The organism is uncultured Bacteroides sp. (genome assembly GCF_902472605.1).
Taxonomy (GTDB): Bacteria; Bacteroidota; Bacteroidia; order Bacteroidales; family Bacteroidaceae; genus Phocaeicola.
Window position 1 is genome coordinate 21,133 of the sequence record NZ_CABROP010000017.1, and the last position, 22,102, is coordinate 43,234.

The window sequence follows — 22,102 nt, forward strand, 5'->3', positions numbered from 1 at the left end:
AGAACAGAAAAAATGAAAAAGAATGTGATTTATCTGAACGACTGGCTGGGTATTCATCCCTATACGACGGTAGCTCCGTCGGATGGTTTCTTTGTGGAGTTGGCCAACCGGCTTTATATGGTGTGTGATCTGGAAGAAGTACCAGAGCCGTACCGGAAGAAAATATGTCTTTATGTGGCTGCCTATCTGGAAGATTTGGTGTCAGATTTGGGGCTGTGGCAGGCTTTTATAACGGCTCATACTCATCTGTACGGACGATGTCTTCCGTTTTATCCGCTTGGAAGAAATTATATCAAAGGGGAAGTTAATGAAGAAGACCTCCGTTTTCTGATTTGGAATACGTGGCAGAAGGCTTTGTTCAAGCATTCGTATGTAAATCCGCTGGACGGACAGATTTTGCAACTGGCACGGACTTTTATGCCGATCATGGAAGAGGCCTATGAGCAGGCGCCGGAGAATGAGTTGTTGCGCAATTATTTTTCGGGGTATGCCGACGAGAAGGAAGCTGACCGGAAACTGACCTGGCTTTTCGGTCATACATACCTTACGGAACCGTCTATGTGGCCATATATTCAGCAGGTGACTCCGACTGACCGGTTTATTGTGCCGGTAGGACCTTTGGCGTTGTTCTTGCATGAGTGGATTGACTTGCTGGCAGGCAAGCAGTCGAAGGTGTGGAAGGAGGTATCGGGATTGTATCCGGAGGATCCGGTGATACCGGATGAGGTGTTGGAAAAAAATGCGGAAATCTATCGGTTGTTCACATTGTGGACGGGTGGAAGACGGATTATCTATCTCAATGGGTATGATTCGTTGAAGCGTTTTCTGGTGGAGATTCTCCGTTGGCCGGACGATGAAAACCATACGCTGCCACAGATGAAATCCAACCGTAACTTTGTGCTGATGGTGGATGAGCAGAAAGGACTTTTGTTGGCAAAGGATGTGTGTGAGTATATTGCAGATACGGAAAACCCCTTTTATAATCAGGAGGAGGCATCGCAGAATGCGTTTCGTATGCTGACTGAAGAGATGCTTTGTCCGCCCGATTTACTGACTTATTGCATTTGTGAGAATCTGCTTCCGGATGCGGAATTACCAGAGGTGGGAGAGAAGATGCTGGTGAAGTTGAACGCTGATTTTATCGCCCGCCATTCGTTGCTGTATTATTATCGGGGAGATTGATTTGAGAAGAAACAAGCATAAAAAAAGCACGAATTAAATTCGTGCTTTTTTTATGCTTGATATGGATATTGAATCAGCAAATCTTGTGAGAACCGTCGCTGATAACCACATCGTATACTTTCGGACTGCGGCCGAATTTTTCTTTGAAGCGTTCTTTCGCAGTAGAGATGAAGGTTTCATACAGTTCGTTCTTTACCAGGTTGATGGTACATCCGCCGAAGCCGCCACCCATCACACGTGAACCGGTTACGCCGCAATCGAATGCGATATCGTTCAGGAAGTCAAGTTCTTCGCAGCTTACTTCATAAAGCTTGCTCATGCCGTGATGAGTTTCATACATTTTCTGGCCAACTGTTTCGTAGTCACCTTTTTCCAGTGCATCACATACATCCAGTACACGCTGGATTTCTTCAATCACGTATTCCGCACGCATATAATCTTCCTGTGTTACTTCTGCTTTCACTTCGTTCAGCATGTCCATGTTGCAGTCTCTCAGGAATTCTACGTTCGGGTGGTTCTTTTTGATGGCTGCCACTACTGCTTCGCAGCTCTGACGACGCTTATTGTATGCAGAAGAAGCCAGTTCATGTTTTACTACTGAATCAACCAATACCAAGCGGTATCCATCCGGTCTGAAGGGGAAGTACTGATATTCCAGTGAACGGCAGTCCAAACGAATCAGATGTCCTTCTTTACCGAATACGGAAGCAAACTGGTCCATGATACCGCAGTTCACACCGCAATAGTTGTGTTCTGTAGCCTGACCTACTTTAGCCAGTTCAAACTTGTCAATTTTGTTGTCACCGAACAAATCGTTCAATGCGAAAGCATAAGTAGATTCCAATGCAGCAGAAGAAGACATTCCGGCACCCAGAGGCACATCACCGGCAAATGCAGTGTTGAAGCCTTTTACGTCAACTCCGCGTTTGATCATTTCGCGGCACACACCGAATATGTAACGTGCCCAGCTTGCTTTCGGGGCATCTTCTTCGTTCAAACCAAATTCTACGTAATCTTTCAAGTCAATAGAGTAGGCGCAAACTTTATCTTTTCCGTTGGGTTTGATTTCGGCTACCATTCCTTTATCTACTGCTCCCGGGAATACAAAACCTCCGTTATAGTCTGTGTGCTCACCAATCAGGTTGATTCGTCCTGGAGAAGTATATACTGAGCCTGTGGTACCGTCAAAATGCTTGATGAAGCGGCTTCTTACAAATTCTATGTCCATAATGATAAAAATTTAAAGGTTAATATTAAAAAGCATATCCGGTCCTGACATGCAGAACCGGACAGCCGTATTTATTCTACAGGAATATCTTTGTTTACATTCTTGCAACCTGTCACACCGTAGAACAACAGGTAAGCAAGCATAGCGACAATTAGCCAGTAGCTGGCCATGTAGCCTACTGCATCGGAGATGACTTGTTGCAGCAACGGGAAGATTCCACCACCTACTACCATCATCATGAAGATTCCGGAAGCTTGTGCGGTATATTTACCCAATCCTTCTACAGCCAAGTTAAAGATACCTCCCCACATGACAGAAGTACACAGACCGCAAAGCACGAGGAAGAGGGCACTTACCGGTACCGATGGAGTTTTCATAGAGTTCATCACATCAGTGGTAGTCATGTGTACTTCATCCAGCTGTTCTGTATAAGGAGCCAGTGCTTCTTCCGACGGGTTGCTGACAAAGGTTGCAATTTCTTCGGCAGGTATACCGGCATTGGCCAAAATTTCAGAAGTCTTGGCTACTGGGTCGTATACTACAGTCGGAACATTGAAACCTACGCTCTTCGGAGTGAAAATAGCAATAATAGTGAAGATAATGGCAGTGATAGACACGGTAATGAGCTGTGCACGGGTTGAAACCTTTCCACTAATGATACTACTGGTCAGACGACCCACCAGCATCAACAACCAGTAGATTGCGGCGATGGCACCACCGATGGCAGCTCCATTGGTCAGGATGCCGGCTCCTTTGTCGCTGGAATCAGCCAGATAGAAGTTCAAGGTTCCCGGAATACCGATTTCAATACCTACGTAAATGAAGATACCGATTACACCCAATACCGTATGACGGAAGCTCCAAGGGCTATGTGAAAATTTTTCTTTTGTTGCGTTTTCGCCTTTCTTTCTCATGTGAGGTTCCGGAATGGTTACGAAAGAAATCACGATGAAAGTAAAGGCAAACACACCCATGGCAATAAACAACAAGGGGGCTACATCAGACATGGCTGTTTTCGGAGTTACTGTACCAATCAGTACACCTACGAAAAGAGGGGTCAGTGTACCAGCCAATGAGTTCAATGCACCACCTGTCTGGATCAGCTGGTTACCTTTGTTACCACCACCTCCTAACAAGTTCAACATCGGGTTAACTACTGTATTCAGCATACATACGCTGAAACCACAGATGAAGGCACCCAACAAGTATACAATAAAATTCAACTTGATAGAATATTCGCCTAAAGAAAATACATCTACGTCAGCACCGAAAAGACTTGACAAATATTGTACCAGCAAACCGGCGAAACCGACTGCCATGGCAATCAAGGATGTTTTCTTGTATCCGATTTTTACCAGCATGTTGCCGGCGGGAATACCCATAAACAGGTATGCCAAAAAGTTCATCATGTTACCCATCATACCCAATGTGTTAGCACCGGCGTACTGGTTTTTCCAGATAGTACCAAACGGTGCGGCCAGATTGGTAACAAATGAAATCATCGCAAACAGAAAGAACATCGTAATGATTGCGATGACATTAGTTTTTTGTTTTTGTTGTTCCATGGTTTAAATTGAAAGTGTATTAAGTTATAAATTAGATTGTTTTCCTATGTGTTACTTTTCTACCCCGAATTTGTAAATCGTTACTTGATGATAGGTTTCTTCTGGTTTCAATACAACTGAAGGGAAATGTCCTTTGTTGGGGGAATCTGGAAAATGCTGTGCCTCAAAGCAGATGGCACTTCTGGCTGGGAAGGTAGCCTCGTGATATCCCGTAAAGCCGTTGTGCCAGTTAGCAGTGTAGACCTGTACGCCCGGTTCTGTGGTATAGACCTCCAAAGAACGTCCGCTTTCCGGTTCTACGCATTTTGCGGCAAATACCATCGCATTGGTTTCGCGCTTGTTTAACACATAGCAGTGGTCGTATCCGGCTCCGTTGATCAGTTGTTGGAACGGTTCGTTGATGCGGCTTCCCACGGTATGTGGAGTACGGAAGTCCATCGGTGTTCCTTCAACTTTCAATATTTCCCCGGTCGGAATGGATACTTCATCAATAGGTATGAAATAATCTGCATTAATAGTGACAATGTTGTTGTCTACAGTAGGAGTAGGATTGTTTAGACCTGCCAGGCTGAAGAACGCATGGTTGGTCAAGTTGATGATGGTTTCCTTATCTGTGTTCGCAACATAAGTCATTACCAGTTCGTTATTGTCTGTGAATGTATAAGTGACAGTTACGTCCAGATTGCCAGGAAAGCCCTCTTCTCCATCTTTGGCCAAGTAATGCAGCACGACGCTGTGCTCATCTTCTTGTTTTGCATCCCATACGCGTGCGTGGAAGCCAGTTGGACCTCCGTGCAGAGAGTTTGGCCCGTTGTTGATAGTCAGTTTGTATTCTTTGCCGTCCAGCATGAAGCTTCCTTTTGCAATTCGGTTACCGTAGCGTCCAATTAAGGTACTGAGGAAGGGTTCATGACTGTGGATTACGTGGTCGATGCTGTCGTGTCCCTGTACTACATTGGCCAATTTACCGTTTTTATCCGGAACCATTATTGCTAAGATTGCTCCCCCGTAGTTTGTGATGGCTGCTTCTGCACCGTTTTGATTGGAAAGAATAAACAAATCGGTTTCTTTACCGTCAATTGTTTTTTGAAAATCTGCTCTTTTTAAGCCGCTTAAATTATTTTCTTTATAAAATGTGTTGTTCATATTATTAAAATCTTTTTAGTTCACACATCATTTTGTTGTGCAAATAAAAAGATTTTCTCTAACATACCCAAACATTTTTCAAAGAAAGAATGCGGTTTAGTGGTTTAAAGAAAGTAAATCGGCAACGATGAAACTGCTTCCTCCCACAAAAATGAAATCATTGGGTTGAGCTTCCCGACGGGCGGCCTCGAAGGCTTCTGCAACATGTGGATAAGCATTTCCCTGTAAGCCGTAGTTCCCAGCCAAGGCTTTCATCCGTTCACAAGGTAAGGCACGTTTTACGCTGGCTTGGGTGAAATAATAGTGAGCCTCTTTAGGAAGCATGGAAAGCACTCCGCTCACATCCTTGTCGTTGACCATGCCGATGACGATGTGTAGCGTGTGATAGGTCTGATGGCGCAGCTGCTCGGTGATGTATTGCATGCCACCCACGTTGTGTCCGGTATCACAGATGATGGTAGGATGTTCTCCCAGTTTCTGCCAACGTCCCATCAGTCCAGTCAGTTCGCATACGTGCAGAAAACCTTCCCGTACATTCTCTTCTGTGAAGTGATAGCCTGCCTTGGGCAGCTGGTGGAGAGCAGAGAGTAGGGTATTGGTATTCTTTAACTGGCATAGGCCACCCAGTTCTCCTTCCAGATTTGCGTAGTCTGTAGTCTGATAGACATAGTGCATGGCTTCGTTTCGTGTGGCGCTGAGAAGAAAGTGCTCATCTTCGGCAAAGACGATAGGGGCGCCCACTTCGTCTGCTTTGGCCTGAAAGACCGGACGGGTTTCGGGGGTAGTTTCTCCAATCACGACAGGGACGCCTTTTTTGATGATACCTGCCTTCTCAGAAGCAATCTTTGCTAAGGTATTGCCTAAAAATTGTACGTGATCGAAACTGATGTTAGTGATGACACACAAGTCGGGTTGGATAATGTTGGTACAGTCCAAACGTCCGCCAAGACCCACTTCGATAACTGCTACGTCTACTTCCTGTTGTGCGAAATAAGTAAATGCCATGGCAGTGGTCAGTTCAAAGAAAGAAGGGTGCAGCGGTTCGAAGAAGGCACGGTGCTTTTCTACGAAGTCGACGACGAATTCCTGACTCACCGGTTTACCGTTCACACGGATTCGTTCGCGAAAATCGACGAGGTGCGGAGAGGTGTAGAGGCCTGTCTTATAGCCTGCAGACTGTAGGATGGCTGCCAGTGTATGCGAACAAGAACCCTTCCCGTTGGTTCCGGCCACGTGTATGGTACGGAAACGACGGTGAGGGTGGTCGAAATAATTGTCCAAGGCATACGTATTGTCCAGTCCCTCTTTGTAGGCATCTTTGCCAACTTGCTGAAACAGAGGGGCACTGTTATATAGATAAGTAAGGGTCTCCTGATAATTCATGATTCTTGTTTTTTTTAGTCGCTGCAAATATCATCATTTTTATCAGGATAACCTATCTTTTTAGCTTTCATTTACCACCAGTAAGGTCCTTGGGGAGCTCTGATTCCTTCTACACCGATGCTGATGGAACTGCTTTCATTGAATTTGAAGTTGATCATCCCACCAATCCGGTCGGGGGAGAAATTTGGAAGAGGGTAGTAGTAGGGCGAACGCTTCGGCATGAGCGATTTGTTGCCATACGCATACAGGCTGATTCGTTCGTTCACCTTAAAGGCCGCGATACCGGCAATGCCCACATTCCGGTAATTGATGCCTCCCCAGTTGAAATTGCTGGCATACAGTCCACCGGCCACACTGAGGCGTTTGTTTAACGGTACGGCATACAGGAAAGCCGCATCCTGTCCGAATCCGACGCCGGAAGGAGCATATTTACTGGGACTGAACGTGACGTTCATGCCAATGGAGGCATTAAACCCTTTGTGCAGTTCCCAGGTTGCGAATCCATAATTGAAAGGTGTGATGCCATACATTTCGAAAGGAGAATATAAATATTGAGGTTGTACCGGTGCAGGCAGCGGTACGCTGAGCGTATCCTGCGGCAATGCGTTCTCCATCTGCAAAGAGGTTATACCAATGGAGTCAGCTGGCAGAGACTTCTTGTTTTCAGTCTGTGCAAAAACAAGCACCGGACAGAATAACATCCAGAACAAGATACAGCTTTTTTTCATGATTCCTAAATTTTAGTCACTTCAAAGTTACAAAAAAAGGTATTGAGTTAGTCGTGATTATCTCTTTTTAGAGCCGGTTTAAAGATTATTTGGATAAGCTGGGCAGAATATATAAAAAAAGCCACCCCTGGTGGAGGGATGGCTATGGTGTATTGTCAAAAAGAGGTTATTAATCAAACAGACTTCTGAACTTCTTGAAGATTTTTTCTTTCAGGCTCATGTTCGGCTTGAAGTTTTCGGCTTCCTGCCATTTTTCGAGTGCCTGACGTTCTTCTTTGGTCAGGGTTTCCGGGATATAGACGCTGACGTTGACCAGCAAGTCGCCTGTGCCCGTATTGTATCCGTAGCTGTTGATGTTCGGTAAGCCTTTGCCTCGTAGACGGAGTACTTTACCGGGCTGTGTACCCGGTTCTATTTTGATTTTGGCCTTTCCGTCGATGGTCGGGATTTCTACTGTACCTCCTAAGGCGGCAGTAGGCACACTCAACAGCAGGTTATAGATCAGGTCGCTTTCATCACGAATCAGTTCCGGATGCTTCTCTTCTTCAATCAAGACCAGCAGGTCGCCCGGCACTCCGTTGTGTTTTCCGGCATTACCTTTTCCGTTGATGGTTACCTGCATGCCTTCAGCCACTCCGGCAGGAATCTTCACGGTGACCACTTCTTCACCGTATACGATACCTTCGCCGCCGCATTCCTTACATTTGTTCTTGATGATTTTTCCTTCACCTCCACATTGCGGACATACGGTTTGGGTCTGCATCATGCCGAAGATACTTTGTTGGGTACGGGTCACGCTACCTGTTCCGTGGCAAGTTGGACAGGTTTCCGTGCCTCCGTCGCCTTCAGCGCCTGTGCCGTGACAATGGCTACACTGTACATATTTTTTTAACTTGAATTTCTTTTCTACTCCTGTAGAAATTTCTTTCAGGTTTAATTTGACTTTTACCCGCAGGTCGGAACCACGAAACTTACGCTGGCGCGGCTGACTGCTTCCGCCAAATCCACTGCTGAATCCGCCGAAACCTCCGTGTCCGCCAAAAATATCGCCGAACATGGAGAAGATATCATCCATGGACATGCCTTGGCCGCTGAAGCCGCCGAAACCGCTTCCGCCTCCGGCTGCACCGTCAACACCTGCAAAGCCAAACTGGTCATAACGTGCACGTTTGTCGGCATTGCTCAACACTTCGTAGGCTTCTGCTGCTTCCTTGAATTTCTCTTCCGCCTCCTTGTCGCCCGGGTTGCGGTCCGGGTGATACTGGATGGCTTTCTTTCGATACGCTTTCTTTATTTCGTCTGCCGTGGCCGTTTTGGCAACTCCAAGCACTTCATAATAATCTCTTTTCGCCATGACTCTACCTGTTTATTATTGGGCAACCACCACTTTGGCGTGACGGATGACTTTTTCGTTCAACTTGTATCCTGTTTGTACGCAGTCCAGCACTTTTCCTTTTTGGTCTTCGCTGGAAGCCGGCACCAATGCGATGGCTTCGTGGAAATCGGTGTCGAAATCCTGACCGACAGGTTCCATTTTTTCCAAGCCTTCCTGATGCAGGTTTTTCAGGAACTTCTGGTAAATCAGTTCCACCCCGTCGTAGATGGCCTTCACGTCTTCCGCTTTCTGCATGTTCTGCAGTGCACGCTCCAAATCGTCCAGAATTGGCAGCACGGCATTGATGGCCTTTTCACCGCCGTTCTTGATCAGTTCAGCCTTTTCCTTGATGGTACGTTTCCGGAAATTATCGAATTCTGCAGACAGCCGCAGGTATTTGTCTTTCTGCTCGTCGATTACTTTCTGAGCGTCTTCCAGTTCTTTTTCCAGCTTTTCTTCTGCAGTGAGTTCCTTTTTTTCTTCCCCTTCTTTCTGGGTTTCTTGCGTTTCCGCTTCTTGAGATTCAGCGGCAGCCTGTGCGTTTTCGGCAGTGTTCTGCTGTTGGTTCTTCAATTCTTCTTCCACGTTTGGGTTTTGATTTTTGTTACTCATATCTTAATGGTTTTTATTTCAGTTGAATGTTTTTGCTTTTTCACCAGCAAATTCTGTGCCTTAATCCGGTTCTTGTGCGGATTGGCCGCAAAAATAATAAAAAACTGCCACACTGACATGGAAAAAGGTAAGTTTCAATTTCAACCTTTCCTTTTTCCATTTCATCTCTCCGAAAGGTCGGTTCAACCCTTGATTTGTCTGTTTCACACTTTTATGAATCTTTTAAAGGTAGTGAAACGTTAATTTTGCTACCATCATCAATCAACACTCAAGAAAATGTTTAAGAAAATAGTCCGTTTTTCAATTCGCAAAAAACTGTTTGTCGCCCTGACGACACTGTTTTTAATGATAGGGGGCATCTATTCCATGCTGACATTGCCTATTGATGCCGTGCCCGATATCACCAATAATCAGGTGCAGATTGTCACGGTGTCGCCCACGTTGGCGCCTCAGGAGGTAGAACAGCTGATTACCTTCCCGATTGAGGTGGCCATGAGCAACATCATGAATGTACAGGAAATCCGTTCGGTGTCCCGTTTTGGTTTGTCGCTGGTGACGGTTGTGTTCAAGGAAAGCGTGCCCACACTGGATGCCCGCCAGCTGGTAAATGAGCAGATACAGACCGTGGCCGGAGAGATTCCTTCCAATTTGGGAGTGCCGGAGATGATGCCTATCACCACCGGTTTGGGTGAAATTTACCAGTATGTGCTGAAGGTGGCTCCCGGGTATGAAAAGAAGTACGATGCCATGGAGCTGCGTACCATCCAGGATTGGATTGTGAAACGCCGGCTTTCGGGTATTCCGGGTATTGTGGAAATCAACAGTTTCGGAGGTTACCTGAAGCAGTATGAGGTAGCCGTCGATCCGGATGCGTTGTATTCGTTGAACATCACCATCAGTGATGTGTTCGATGCGCTGAGCCGTAACAACCAGAATACAGGAGGAAGCTATATAGAAAAGGTGAACCGGGCGTATTACATTCGTTCGGAAGGTATGATTTCCGATTTGAAAGACATTGAACAGATTGTCGTGACTAACCGGGGCGGGATTCCCGTGCATGTGAGCGACATCGGAAAAGTACGCTATGGCGCCCCCAAGCGTTTCGGAGCCATGACTAAGGATGGGGAAGGCGAATGTGTAGGTGGTATCGCCATGATGCTGAAAGGGGCCAACGCCAATGTGGTGACCCAGGAACTGGAGAAGCGGGTGGCCAAGGTACAGAAGATGCTGCCCGAGGGTATCAGCGTAGAACCCTATCTGAACCGTTCGGAACTGGTGAACCGGAATATCTCGACCGTGATTCGTAACCTGGTGGAAGGAGCCATTATCGTGTTCCTCGTATTGATAGTGTTCCTGGGAAATGCACGTGCCGGACTGATTGTGGCGTCCGTCATTCCCTTGGCCATGCTCTTTGCCTTTATCCTGATGCGGGTATTCGGTGTGTCGGCCAACCTGATGAGTTTGGGGGCCATTGATTTTGGTATTGTAGTCGACGGTTCCATCGTGATACTGGAAGGTATCCTGGCACACATCTATAGCAAAAAATGGATGGGCCGCACGCTGAGTAAACAGGAAATGGATGAGGAAGTGGAAAAAGGTGCTGGCAATGTGGTGCGGAGCGCGACGTTTGCGGTGTTGATTATCCTGATTGTATTCTTCCCGATATTGACTTTGACCGGAATCGAAGGAAAATACTTTACTCCGATGGCCAAGACGCTGGTGTTCTGTATCATCGGAGCTCTGTTGTTGTCACTCACTTATGTGCCGATGATGGCTTCGCTTTTCCTGAAACGTACCGTTTCGTCCAAGCCGACCTTGGCCGACCGTTTCTTTGAGAAGTTGAACCGCGTGTATCACCGTGCCTTGAGTTTCTGTCTGGCCCATGTGTGGGGTACGTTGGCTTCGGCCTTTACCTTATTAATATTATCCTTCTTGTTGTTCACCCGGTTGGGAGCCGAATTTATTCCGACACTCGATGAAGGTGACTTCGCCATGCAGATGACGCTTCCGGCGGGTAGTTCACTGAGCCGCAGTATCGAGGTGTCGCTTGCAGCCGAGAAGAAACTGAAAGAGGATTTTCCGGAAATCAAGCACGTGGTCGCCAAAATCGGTACGGCCGAAGTGCCGACCGACCCGATGGCCGTAGAAGATGCCGACGTGATGATTGTGATGAAGCCGTTCAGTGAATGGACCTCGGCCAGCAGCCGCGCGGAGATGGTGGAGAAGATGAAAAAGTCGCTGGAGTCGGTGAAAGGAGCCGAGTTCAATTTCAGCCAGCCCATCCAGTTGCGTTTCAATGAGTTGATGACGGGAGCCAAAGCCGATATTGCCATCAAACTGTATGGAGAAGATATGGTCGAACTCTATGCCAAGGCCAAAGAGGCGGCCAAATATGTGGAACAGGTGCCGGGTGCTTCCGATGTGCTGGTAGAGCAGGCCATGGGACTTCCGCAGTTGCTGGTGAAATACGACCGTGCCAAGATTGCCCGCTACGGCATTGACATTGAAGAACTGAATACGATTATCCGTACAGCCTACGCCGGAGAGACTGCCGGAGTGGTCTTTGAAAACGAACGCCGTTTCGACCTCGTATTGCGTCTGGACAAGGATAAGGTGCAAGACCTGAACATCGACAAACTGTTTGTCCGCACGAGCGAAGGCATCCAGATACCGGTCAGCGAAGTGGCCAGCATCGACCTGGAGAACGGGCCGTTACAGATTAACCGCGATGCCACCAAACGACGGATTGTCATCGGTGTCAATGTACGCGATGCCGACATCCAGCAGGTAGTGGAACAGATACGTACCTCACTGGAGCAGAATGTCAAGCTGAAACCGGGTTATTACTGGGAGTACGGTGGCCAGTTTGAAAACCTGCAGAATGCCGTACGCACGTTGAGCATTGTGATTCCGATAGCCCTGATGCTGATACTTTTGCTGTTGTTTTTCGCATTTAAAAGCGTAATTTATTCGTTAGTTGTTTTTTCTACCGTACCTTTGTCGCTGATTGGAGGTATCGTAGCCTTGTGGTTGCGTGGTCTTCCGTTCAGTATTTCGGCCGGCGTAGGATTTATTGCCCTGTTTGGTGTGGCCGTGTTGAATGGTATCTTGATGATCAACCATTTTAATGACTTACGAAAAGAAAAGACTTATACTATGTGTACGAATCGAATCATTGCAAGAGGATGTCCTCATCTGTTGAGACCGGTATTTTTGACCGGACTGGTGGCTTCACTAGGTTTTGTTCCTATGGCAGTAGCTACATCGGCCGGGGCTGAAGTACAACGCCCGCTGGCTACGGTAGTGATTGGCGGATTGATTGTGTCTACCGTGCTGACCTTGATTGTCATTCCGGTGTTCTACCGGCTGGTAAATGTCATTGCCCATTTGTGGGGACGGAAAAGACACCGTGCTCGGTTGGGCCGAAAAACCGGAATGACCTGTCTGCTGTTATTGCTGGCCGCATCTGCTTCCGCCGTGACTCCGACTCCTCAGAAGGCGATTTCGCTGGATGAGGCCTTGGAAATAGCCTTGCAGAATCACCCACGGTTGAAGATGGCCAATGCGGAAATCGAACGGAGCCGGGCAGCCCGTGGAGAAGTGTGGAACGGGGGTAACACTTCGTTCAGTTACTCCTGGGGGCAGTTGAATGGGGAATACCGGAAAGACAATGAACTGTCGGTAGAACAGTCGCTGGGTTCGTTCCTGACGCCATTCTATAAGAATGCCTTGGTCAATGCGCAGGTGAGTACTGGGAGTAACTACCGCGACATGGTGAAGAAAGAAATTGTGGCCGAAGTAAAACGGGCTTGGGTGTATTATCAATATGCTCTCCATTTGTATCGTTTGTATGGAGAGCAGGAAGAGCTGGCCCTGAAGCTGAAAGAAAGCGGGGAACTGCGTTTCCAGCAGGGAGATATCGACCAGACGGAGCGGAGCATGATTGCCGCGCTGGCAGCCGATCTCCACACTCGCATCCTGCAGGCACGTGAAGAGATGGAACTGGCTTCCCGCCGTTTTGCTTGGGCTTGCTACTCAGATTCTCCGGTGGTACCGAACGACAGCTCATTGGCTGTTCTTCCACTTTCTGTGCAGGACAGATCTCTTTCGGCAGCTCATCTGAATTATTTTGCCAGCCAGGTGCAGGAAAAGAAATCTGAACTACGTATTGAACGCAGTAAGTTTTTTCCGGAATTCTCAGTGGGCTATGTGCGTCAGAAAATCGCGCCGCTGAACGGATTGAATTCGTGGATGGTGGGAGTGTCTTTCCCTATTTTGTTCTTTCCGCAGCGCAGCCGCAGCAAGCAGGCCAAGGTAAACCTGCAAATTGCGGAATGGCAGGCCGAGCAGAACCGGGTGCAGTTGAATAATCAGGTGGAAGAACTTTACCGGCGTGCCCGTCAGCAGCAGGAAAGCCTGGACTACTATTCCAAGGCAGCTCTGAAAGAAGCGGAAGCTCTTCAGGAAAGTGCCTTGCTGAAGTTCAAGGAAAGTGAAATCAACATCACGGATTTCGTACAGAATTTGAATGCTTCTCGCGAAATCCGCAAGAATTACATTGAAACGGTATATGCCTACAACGTATCCGTACTGGAAATCGAATTATACACTGAATAAAAAATAAAAAGCATAACAAGATGAAACAGATACTTTTTTTCTCAGCCTTATGGTGTGCACTGGCTTTCACTTCTTGCGGAGGAGGTGCATCTGAGCAAACCACTGATGAAGCAACCGATACTTTGTCGGCACAACAGGATAGCCTTACTGCGGCTACCGACAGTCTGGCAGTAGACGGCATATCGGGAGCGACCCAGGTGGCCAATGCACCGTCTTTCAACGGTATCCTGATGGTACCTCCGCAGCGGCATGCCACTATTACCTTGAGCATGGGAGGTGCCGTACACAGTGTGTCTTTCCTTCCGGGCAGTTACGTGCAGAAAGGCCAGGTGATTCTGACATTGGAAAATCCGGATTTCATCACTTTACAGCAGACGTGGCTGGATGCGGCTGCACAGATTGAGTTCTTGGAAAAAGAATATACGCGCCAGAAGAACCTCGCTTCGCACGAGGCCGCTTCCCAGAAACAGATGCAGCAAAGCAAGTCGGAATACCTTTCCATGAAGAGCCTGTTGGATGCAAGTGCTGCTCAGTTGAAGATTTTAGGCATGGATACCCGTCATTTGAAGGCCGATGGTATCCATACGTATTTGGAAATCAAGGCCCCTTTGAGCGGATATGTCACTAATATGAATGTTAACGTAGGGAAATATTTCAATGTAGGAGAACCTGTGTGTGACGTCATCGACAAGCAGTCGTTGATGTTGCAGCTGACCGCCTACGAGAAAGATTTGGATGACCTGAATGTAGGCGATCAGATTGAGTTCCGTGTGAACGGCATGGGAAACCAGACTTTTGAAGCCGTACTGGTATCTATCGACCAGATGGTAGACAGCACCAACCGCTCCATCAAGGTGTATGCCCGTGTGCTGCATCCGCTGAAAGATTTCCGTCCCGGAATGTATGTATCCGCCCGTAAGGCTCCCCAAAAATCTTGATTCTGACGCATGAAGCGAATCGTGAACAATAAATATCTGCTGGTCGTGAATGCCATCTCTATCATGGTGGCATTCCTTACGCATTTCCCGGAACTGATTACCTTGTCGAATCCGTATTCGGCCGATGGGCTTTCGTTTCCGGGCATGCACTGGGCAGATGTGGGCAATGAGGTGCTGTTTACATATGTTTCGTTGTTGTTGCTTTTCTTCCTGAACGAGGCCGTGTTCCACTTCAACAGCGACATGGTTTCCATTGGGTGGAAGAAGATGATTTGCGCGTTTGTGCTCACGTGGATTGCGAGCAATCTGCTTGGAAAGTTTTTCGTCTACCTGCACCAGCATTTCGACATCCCGGCCATCGATGCCATGCTTCACCATTACCTCCATCCGCTGCGCGATTTCCTGATTACCTGCATTGTGACGGGGAGCTGTTATTTCTTCTACCAGAACCGGAAAAGCCGCAAGATGTTGCTCGAAAATCAGCAGTTGCGCACGGAAAACATCATCAACCAGTACGAAGCCTTGAAGAGCCAGCTGAATCCACACATGTTGTTCAATTCGCTGAACACCTTGTATCTGCTCATTCGCGAATCACCCGACAAGGCCCGTCATTACCTGGAGGAGCTGTCGAAGGTGATGCGTTACACCTTGCAGGACAATGAGTCACATTCCGTGACCTTGCGGGAGGAGATGGAATATGTGAGGTCATATATGTATCTGCTGCAGGTGCGTTACGAAGAAAACCTGCAGTTTGACATCCGGATTTCGCCGGAGCTGCTTTCCCGCAAGCTGCCTCCCATGGCCCTCCAGCTGCTGATAGAGAATGCCGTGAAGCACAACGAAATCAGTAACCGCCGTCCGCTGACGGTGCTGGTAAAGGCGGAAGGCGATACGGTGGAGGTGAGCAACCCGTTGCAACCCAAGCGGGGTGGGACGGCCGGAATGGGAATCGGACTGGCCAACCTGGCCAAACGTTACCAGTTGCTGTATAAAAAAGAGGTTTCCGTACAGGAAGAGAACAACCGTTTTACTGTGATTTTGCCTTTGATTTGAAATGAAAACACTGATTATAGAAGATGAGAAAGCGGCTTTGCGCAACCTGAAGGCCGTGATGCAGGAAGTGGACACCGATTTTGAAATCGTTGGGGAGGTGGACAGCATTTTCGACGGAGTAGAGTGGTTTCGCACGCATCCCATGCCGGAACTGGTGTTCATGGACATTCATCTGGCCGACGGTTCGGCTTTCGATATCTGTGCACAGGTAGACATTACCTGTCCGATTATCTTTACTACGGCCTACGATGAATATGCCTTGAAAGCATTTAAGGTGAACAGTGTGGCCTATCTGCTCAAGCCCATCAGCCGTACCGACTTGCAGGAGGCCATGCACAAGCTGGAACTGTTGGGCGGACAGCCGAAGGCGGAGAAACAGCCTGACTTGTCGGAGATTCTCCGGAGCCTGAAAAAGGAGGAAAGCTACAAGACCCATTTTCTGGTGCCGGTGAAGGGCGACAAGTTCTTGCCGGTATCGGTCGATTCCATTCAATATTTCTATATTTCCAACGGACTGGTCAAGGCTGTCGACGGGGAGGGGAAGGAGTTCGTGTTCTCGCAGTCGCTCGACGAGCTGGCCGAACTGCTCAATCCGCACGATTTTTTCCGGGCCAACCGCCAGTTCATCGTGTCGCGGAAGGCCGTGTCCGACATCAGCTTGTGGTTCAACGGGCGGTTGGCTATCAACCTGAAAGTACCGGTGCCCGAGAAAATCATCATCAGCAAGGCCAAGGCCTCGGAACTGAAGGACTGGTTCTAAACGGAAAGGGAGAAACGCTTCGTGGTTTTTCCCTTTATTTTTTCGGTGGAAATCCGTATCTTTGCCGCGTAATTCAAAAAAGGTAGAAAAAACAGATGATAACAGTTTCAAATGTAGCCGTTCAATTTGGTAAAAGAGTGTTGTATAACGACGTGAACCTGAAGTTCACGAATGGTAATATCTATGGCATCATCGGAGCCAACGGTGCCGGTAAGTCTACGTTCCTGAAAGTGATTTCGGGCGAGCTGGACCCCACCAAGGGAAGTGTCACCCTGGGACCGGGCGAACGTCTTTCGGTGTTGAGCCAGGACCACTTCAAGTTCGATGCGCATACGGTGCTCGATACCGTGCTGATGGGACACACCGTGCTGTGGGACATCATGAAGCAGCGTGAGGCCCTGTATGCCAAGGAAGACTTTACCGATGAAGACGGTATCAAGGCAGCCGAACTGGAAGAAAAGTTTGCCGAACTGGAAGGCTGGAATGCCGAAAGCGATGCGGCCATCCTGCTGAGCGGGCTGGGCATCAAGGAAGACAAGCATAACACGCTGATGGGTGATTTGAGTGGTAAGGAAAAGGTGCGCGTGATGCTGGCACAGGCGCTTTTTGGAAATCCGGACAACCTGTTGCTCGACGAGCCGACCAACGACCTGGATATGGATACAGTGACCTGGCTCGAAGAATACCTTTCCAACTTTGAACATACCGTGCTGGTGGTGAGCCACGACCGTCACTTCCTCGATTCGGTATGTACACATACGGTCGACATCGACTTCGGCAAGGTGAACCTCTTTGCCGGTAACTATAGCTTCTGGTACGAATCCAGCCAGCTGGCTCTCCGTCAGCAGCAGAACCAGAAGGCCAAGGCGGAAGAAAAGCGCAAGGAACTGGAGGAATTTATCCGTCGTTTCTCTGCCAATGTGGCGAAATCCAAGCAGACTACCAGCCGCAAGAAGATGCTGGAGAAACTGACGGTCGATGAAATCAAGCCGTCGTCACGTAAGTATCCGGGTATCATCTTTACGATGGACCGCGAACCGGGCAACCAGATTCTGGAGGTATCGGGACTGCGTGCCGAAACGGAAGAGGGTACGGTGCTCTTCAACGACGTGAACTTTACGGTAGAGAAGGGCGACAAGATTGTGTTCCTGAGCCGCGACCCGCGTGCCATGACGGCCTTGTTCGAGATTATCAACGGCAATCGCAAGGCGCAGGCCGGACATTATAACTGGGGGGTAACCATCACCACGGCTTACCTGCCATTGGACAACACCGATTATTTCAACTGCGACCTGAACCTGGTGGACTGGCTGAGCCAGTACGGTCAGGGCAATGAGGTGGAAATGAAAGGCTACCTGGGCCGTATGCTGTTCTCCGGCGAAGAAGTGATGAAGAAGGTCAGTGTGCTTTCGGGAGGAGAGAAGATGCGTTGTATGATTGCCCGCATGCAGCTGCGCAATGCCAACTGTCTGATTCTGGATACTCCGACCAACCACTTGGACTTGGAATCCATTCAGGCGTTCAACAACAACTTGAAGACATACAAGGGAAATGTGCTCTTCTCTTCACACGACCATGAGTTCATCGAAACCGTGGCCAACCGTATTATCGAGCTGACTCCGAATGGCATTATCGACAAGATGATGGATTACGATGAGTACATTTCATCCGACCATATTAAGGAAATGCGTGCCCGTATGTACGGCGATAAATAAGACGCAAAAAAACGCCTTTGCGTTTGGAGGAAAACGTAAGTACGTTTCATTCCAAACGCAAGGACGTTTTGATCAAAACGCTTCGGCGTTTTACTTGAAACGCAAGTACGTTTTTGTGGAAACGCACTTGCGTTTTTTTCATGCCCTTAAAAGGCCTCTTATTTGGTCAAAAATTCCCCTCCAAATGACAAAGGAAGTAAGTCTTTCGTACCGTTCACCTCGTAAATCGCTTTCTCGCCATACAGCAGGATACGCATGGGCTGTTGGTAGCGCTGTTCCGTTTCCAGTAATACCTGGCGGCAGGCACCACAGGGAGGAATCGGTGTGTCAAGGTAGCCGGCTTCGTTGCGGGCGGCAATGGCCAGTGTCAGTACCGCTTGGTCGGGATACTGGGAGTTGGCATAGAATAAGGTGGTACGTTCGGCACACAGTCCGGAAGGATAGGCGGCGTTTTCCTGATTCGTTCCCGTGACGATGACTCCGTTTTTCAGCAGGGCGGCGGCACCGACTGAGAATTTGGAGTAGGGGGCATAACTGCGTGAAGTGGCTTCTTTGGCTTTGTCAATCAGCTCGCGATCTTGCGGGGTAAGTTCTTCGTATTGCAAAGAGTGGATGCAAATTTCCAGTTTAATTTCTTTCATGGCGGTTGTTTTTGTGGTTCAGTAAACAAATATAGTATAAATATCGCTTTTCTCTCTTCATTTCTGTATTTTTAAGCCTTTGCCCGTAAGGCATCTGTGTTGAATCGCTTATCTTTGTACGAAAACTGTAAAAAAGAATTGCATGAAATCATTAAGATATATCTTGGTGTTCTGCCTGGTGGGGATGGTGCTTTCTTTGGGAGCAGCCCAGCGAAGGAACAAGGCGTACGAGGATTACATTCGCCAGTATCACAAAATAGCGGTAGAAGAGATGAAGCGTTATCACATTCCGGCCAGTATCACGCTGGCGCAGGGATTGCTGGAGTCGGGGGCTGGGCGGAGCGAACTGGCTCGCAAATCGAACAACCATTTCGGTATCAAGTGTGGACGAAGCTGGGACGGACGTACGGTACGTGCCGACGATGATGCCCCGAACGAATGTTTCCGGGCTTACCGTCATGCCAAGGATTCTTATCGCGACCATTCCAAGTTCTTGCGTACCGGGGCACGGTATGCATCTCTGTTCCGTCTGAAGATTACGGATTACAAGGGATGGGCCCGCGGACTGAAAAAGGCGGGTTATGCTACCGACCCGCGTTATGCCGACCGGCTGATCAACATCATTGAACTGTATGACCTGGACCGCTACGACAGCAAGAAGGGATTGGAATGGGCCGAGGAGTTCCCTAATCCGCATCAGCCGTATCTGGCCAACGACATGGTGTACATCATCGCCCGTCGGGGAGATACGTTCAAGTCGCTTTCGGATGAACTGGGTATCAGCAAGAAGAAACTCCGCACTTACAATGAACTGCCCAAGGATTATGAGTTTACGGGAGGCGAAATTGTGTATCTGGAGAAGAAGCATCGCCGGGCTACGAAGGAATACATCGTCTACGTGGTGCGTCAGGGCGATTCTATGTACTCCATCTCGCAGAAGTTCGGCATTCGTTTGAAGAATTTATATAAACTGAATAAAATGGAACCGGATGCCCCGGCTCCGAAGGTGGGCGACATTCTGCGATTGCGCTGACCGGTTTATTCGTGGTGATAGGGGCCGTTGTTCAGGATGGTCATGGCCCGGTAAAGCTGTTCCACAAAGATAAGCCGTATCATCTGGTGCGAGAAGGTCATCTTGGACAGGGAAATCTTTTCCTGGGCCGCCTGATAGACTGCGGGAGAGAATCCGTAGGGTCCGCCGATGATAAACACCAGCCGTTTGTTCACTGTATGCATTTTCCGCTCTATCCAGTTGGCAAACTCGATGGAGCGGAATTCTTTTCCATGCTCGTCGAGAAGTACCACCACATCGCCCGGCTGAAGGGCTTTCAGGATGGCTTCGCCTTCTTTTTCTTTCTGCTGCTCCATGCTGAGGCTCTTGGTGTTCTTGAGTTCGGGAATCACTTCCATGTCGAACGAAATGTAGTGCTTGGTGCGCTCCACATAGTCGTTGATGGCTGTGATATAGTGCTTTTCGACCGTCCGGCCGACCACAAGTAGGGTAAATTTCATATCTTTTTTTCTTTGATTAAAACGGGTTGTCTTTGCAAAGATATGAATAATAATTACCTTTGCTACATGTAATATCACCTAATATTTTGAACAAAATGGACGAAAAAATTGTAAAGGATTTGATTGACCGTCTGATTGACCTCGCTTTTGCAGAGGATATAGGCGACGGGGACCATACTACATTGTCGTGTATTCCGGCGGATGCCATGGGTAAGTCGAAACTGCTGATTAAGGAAGAAGGAATCCTGGCCGGCATTGAAGTGGCCAAGGAAGTGTTCCATCGTTTCGACCCGGACATGAAGGTGACCGTATTCATGCAGGACGGTACGCACGTGAAACCGGGGGATGTGCCGATGGTAGTGGAAGGCAAGGTGCAGTCTTTGCTGCAGACCGAACGCCTGATGCTGAACATCATGCAGCGCATGAGCGGTATCGCGACCATGACACACAAGTATGTGGAACGCTTGAAGGGAACAAAGACCCGTGTGCTCGATACGCGTAAGACCACTCCGGGCATGCGTATCCTGGAAAAAATGGCCGTGAAAATCGGTGGGGGTGTGAACCATCGTATCGGTCTGTTCGACATGATTCTGCTGAAAGACAATCACGTGGATTTTGCCGGAGGTATTGACAAGGCTATCACGCGGGCCAAGGAATATTGCAAGGAAAAAGGCAAGGACCTGAAGATTGAAATTGAGGTGCGTAACTTCGACGAACTGCAGCAGGTACTCGACTTGGGTGGAGTAGACCGTATCATGCTCGACAACTTCACGCCGGAGAATACCCGCAAGGCCGTGGAAATGGTGGGCGGACGTGTGGAACTGGAATCTTCCGGTGGCATTACGTTTGACACGCTGCGCGACTATGCGGAATGTGGAGTGGACTACATCTCCGTAGGTGCATTGACTCATTCTGTCAAAGGTCTTGACATGAGCTTCAAGGCTTGTTGAGACCGACGGAAAGAGAGGCTTGCCGCTTGTGATAAAAGAACAATCAACTAAAATAGAGAAAAGTGATGAAAAAAAGTGTTTTATGGAAAAGCGTGCTGGTACTGGCATTGTGTTTTGCCGGAACAGCCAATGGAATGGCACAAGACCTGAAATCGATTCTTTCGGGTGTGGTAGGTGCTGTAGCCAATAAAGTGACTGGTGAAAGTACTTCTCTGACGGGTACCTGGGCTTATACAGGACCTGACTGTAAGTTTGAAAGTGACAATCTGCTGGCCAAGGCCGGCGGTGAAGTGGCAGCCAAGAAAGTGGAAGAAAAGATGAGTGGTGTATTGGAGAAACTGGGCTTCAAGGAAGGATCTACTTATACTTTCAATGAAGACAGTACGTACACTTCTGTCATCGGTGGAAAGAAAGTAAGCGGTACTTACAGCTACAATGCCGACACCAAGGAACTGACGATGAAGACGCGTCTGGGACTGAAGGTAAATGCCACGGTTTCTAAAGGGCTTACCGGCAATACGATGAGTTTGCTCTTCAAGGCCGACAAGCTGATGTCGCTGGCACAAACCATTACGGGTGCGGTAGCCAGCAAGTCTTCTAATTCGGCTGTCAGTACAGCCAGCTCACTGTTAGGACAATATGATGGCTTACAATTGGGGGTACAGTTGACGAAGCAGTAACTCTGTTTGTAGACGAA

18 protein-coding genes are annotated in these 22,102 nt (G+C 48.3%); 9 read left to right on the plus strand and 9 right to left on the minus strand.

Annotation, left to right across the window (positions count from 1 at the left end):
• The first annotated feature begins 12 nt into the window (after positions 1-12).
• Complete coding sequence (locus RDP42_RS05500) at positions 13-1,182, plus strand: DUF3843 family protein (protein WP_308762870.1); 1,170 nt, start codon at positions 13-15, stop codon at positions 1,180-1,182.
• A gap of 73 nt (positions 1,183-1,255) precedes the next feature.
• Here RDP42_RS05500 and galK read toward each other — a convergent pair whose 3' ends face one another.
• The 7 genes from galK to RDP42_RS05535 form a co-directional block, all read right to left on the minus strand.
• On the minus strand, positions 1,256-2,410 hold the full coding sequence (gene galK / locus RDP42_RS05505; RefSeq protein WP_308762871.1) for a galactokinase: 1,155 nt from the start codon (positions 2,408-2,410) through the stop codon (positions 1,256-1,258).
• 71 nt (positions 2,411-2,481) lie between these two features.
• Positions 2,482-3,975 (minus strand): MFS transporter, encoded by a 1,494-nt coding sequence (locus tag RDP42_RS05510; protein ID WP_308762872.1) that lies wholly within the window; start codon positions 3,973-3,975, stop codon positions 2,482-2,484.
• A gap of 51 nt (positions 3,976-4,026) precedes the next feature.
• The gene (locus tag RDP42_RS05515) at positions 4,027-5,121 is read right to left on the minus strand and encodes an aldose epimerase family protein (protein ID WP_308762873.1); all 1,095 of its coding nucleotides are present in this window, start codon (positions 5,119-5,121) and stop codon (positions 4,027-4,029) included.
• Positions 5,122-5,217: 96 nt separating this feature from the next.
• On the minus strand, positions 5,218-6,504 hold the full coding sequence (locus RDP42_RS05520; RefSeq protein ID WP_308762874.1) for a folylpolyglutamate synthase/dihydrofolate synthase family protein: 1,287 nt from the start codon (positions 6,502-6,504) through the stop codon (positions 5,218-5,220).
• Positions 6,505-6,575: 71 nt separating this feature from the next.
• Positions 6,576-7,232, minus strand: a complete 657-nt coding sequence (locus RDP42_RS05525) for a hypothetical protein (RefSeq protein WP_303914290.1) — start codon at positions 7,230-7,232, stop codon at positions 6,576-6,578.
• Between the two features lie 169 nt (positions 7,233-7,401).
• The gene (gene dnaJ / locus RDP42_RS05530) at positions 7,402-8,586 is read right to left on the minus strand and encodes a molecular chaperone DnaJ (protein ID WP_308762875.1); all 1,185 of its coding nucleotides are present in this window, start codon (positions 8,584-8,586) and stop codon (positions 7,402-7,404) included.
• Between the two features lie 15 nt (positions 8,587-8,601).
• Positions 8,602-9,219 (minus strand): nucleotide exchange factor GrpE, encoded by a 618-nt coding sequence (locus tag RDP42_RS05535; protein WP_308762876.1) that lies wholly within the window; start codon positions 9,217-9,219, stop codon positions 8,602-8,604.
• A 276-nt stretch (positions 9,220-9,495) separates the two neighbouring features.
• Here RDP42_RS05535 and RDP42_RS05540 point away from each other — a divergent pair, with 276 nt between their 5' ends.
• The 5 genes from RDP42_RS05540 (at position 9,496) to RDP42_RS05560 (ending at position 18,302) form a co-directional block, all read left to right on the plus strand.
• Positions 9,496-13,836, plus strand: a complete 4,341-nt coding sequence (locus RDP42_RS05540; RefSeq protein ID WP_308762877.1) for a CusA/CzcA family heavy metal efflux RND transporter — start codon at positions 9,496-9,498, stop codon at positions 13,834-13,836.
• Positions 13,837-13,856: 20 nt separating this feature from the next.
• A complete protein-coding gene (locus RDP42_RS05545; RefSeq protein WP_308762878.1) occupies positions 13,857-14,774 on the plus strand; it encodes an efflux RND transporter periplasmic adaptor subunit in 918 nt (305 codons plus the stop codon).
• 9 nt (positions 14,775-14,783) lie between these two features.
• A complete protein-coding gene (locus RDP42_RS05550) occupies positions 14,784-15,827 on the plus strand; it encodes a histidine kinase (RefSeq protein WP_308762879.1) in 1,044 nt (347 codons plus the stop codon).
• Position 15,828: 1 nt separating this feature from the next.
• Positions 15,829-16,587 (plus strand): LytTR family DNA-binding domain-containing protein, encoded by a 759-nt coding sequence (locus RDP42_RS05555; RefSeq protein WP_308762880.1) that lies wholly within the window; start codon positions 15,829-15,831, stop codon positions 16,585-16,587.
• Positions 16,588-16,682: 95 nt separating this feature from the next.
• Positions 16,683-18,302: an ATP-binding cassette domain-containing protein gene (locus RDP42_RS05560; protein ID WP_308762881.1), complete on the plus strand. Its 1,620-nt coding sequence runs from the start codon at positions 16,683-16,685 to the stop codon at positions 18,300-18,302.
• A gap of 158 nt (positions 18,303-18,460) precedes the next feature.
• On the opposite strand, the gene cdd is transcribed toward RDP42_RS05560, so the two are convergent.
• Positions 18,461-18,943: a cytidine deaminase gene (gene cdd / locus RDP42_RS05565; RefSeq protein WP_303914314.1), complete on the minus strand. Its 483-nt coding sequence runs from the start codon at positions 18,941-18,943 to the stop codon at positions 18,461-18,463.
• A 142-nt stretch (positions 18,944-19,085) separates the two neighbouring features.
• Here cdd and RDP42_RS05570 point away from each other — a divergent pair, with 142 nt between their 5' ends.
• Positions 19,086-19,976 carry a glucosaminidase domain-containing protein gene (locus RDP42_RS05570; protein WP_308762882.1) on the plus strand — a complete coding sequence of 297 codons (891 nt, stop codon included), beginning with the start codon at positions 19,086-19,088 and terminating at the stop codon, positions 19,974-19,976.
• Between the two features lie 5 nt (positions 19,977-19,981).
• Here RDP42_RS05570 and rlmH read toward each other — a convergent pair whose 3' ends face one another.
• Positions 19,982-20,455, minus strand: a complete 474-nt coding sequence (rlmH, locus tag RDP42_RS05575; protein WP_308762883.1) for a 23S rRNA (pseudouridine(1915)-N(3))-methyltransferase RlmH — start codon at positions 20,453-20,455, stop codon at positions 19,982-19,984.
• A gap of 95 nt (positions 20,456-20,550) precedes the next feature.
• Between rlmH and nadC the strand changes: the two genes are divergently transcribed.
• Together nadC and RDP42_RS05585 are read left to right on the plus strand one after the other, a co-directional pair.
• On the plus strand, positions 20,551-21,405 hold the full coding sequence (gene nadC, locus RDP42_RS05580) for a carboxylating nicotinate-nucleotide diphosphorylase (RefSeq protein WP_303914320.1): 855 nt from the start codon (positions 20,551-20,553) through the stop codon (positions 21,403-21,405).
• A gap of 65 nt (positions 21,406-21,470) precedes the next feature.
• Entirely contained in the window at positions 21,471-22,085 is a 615-nt protein-coding gene (locus RDP42_RS05585) for a DUF4923 family protein (RefSeq protein WP_308762884.1), read from the plus strand.
• Positions 22,086-22,102 lie beyond the last annotated feature (17 nt).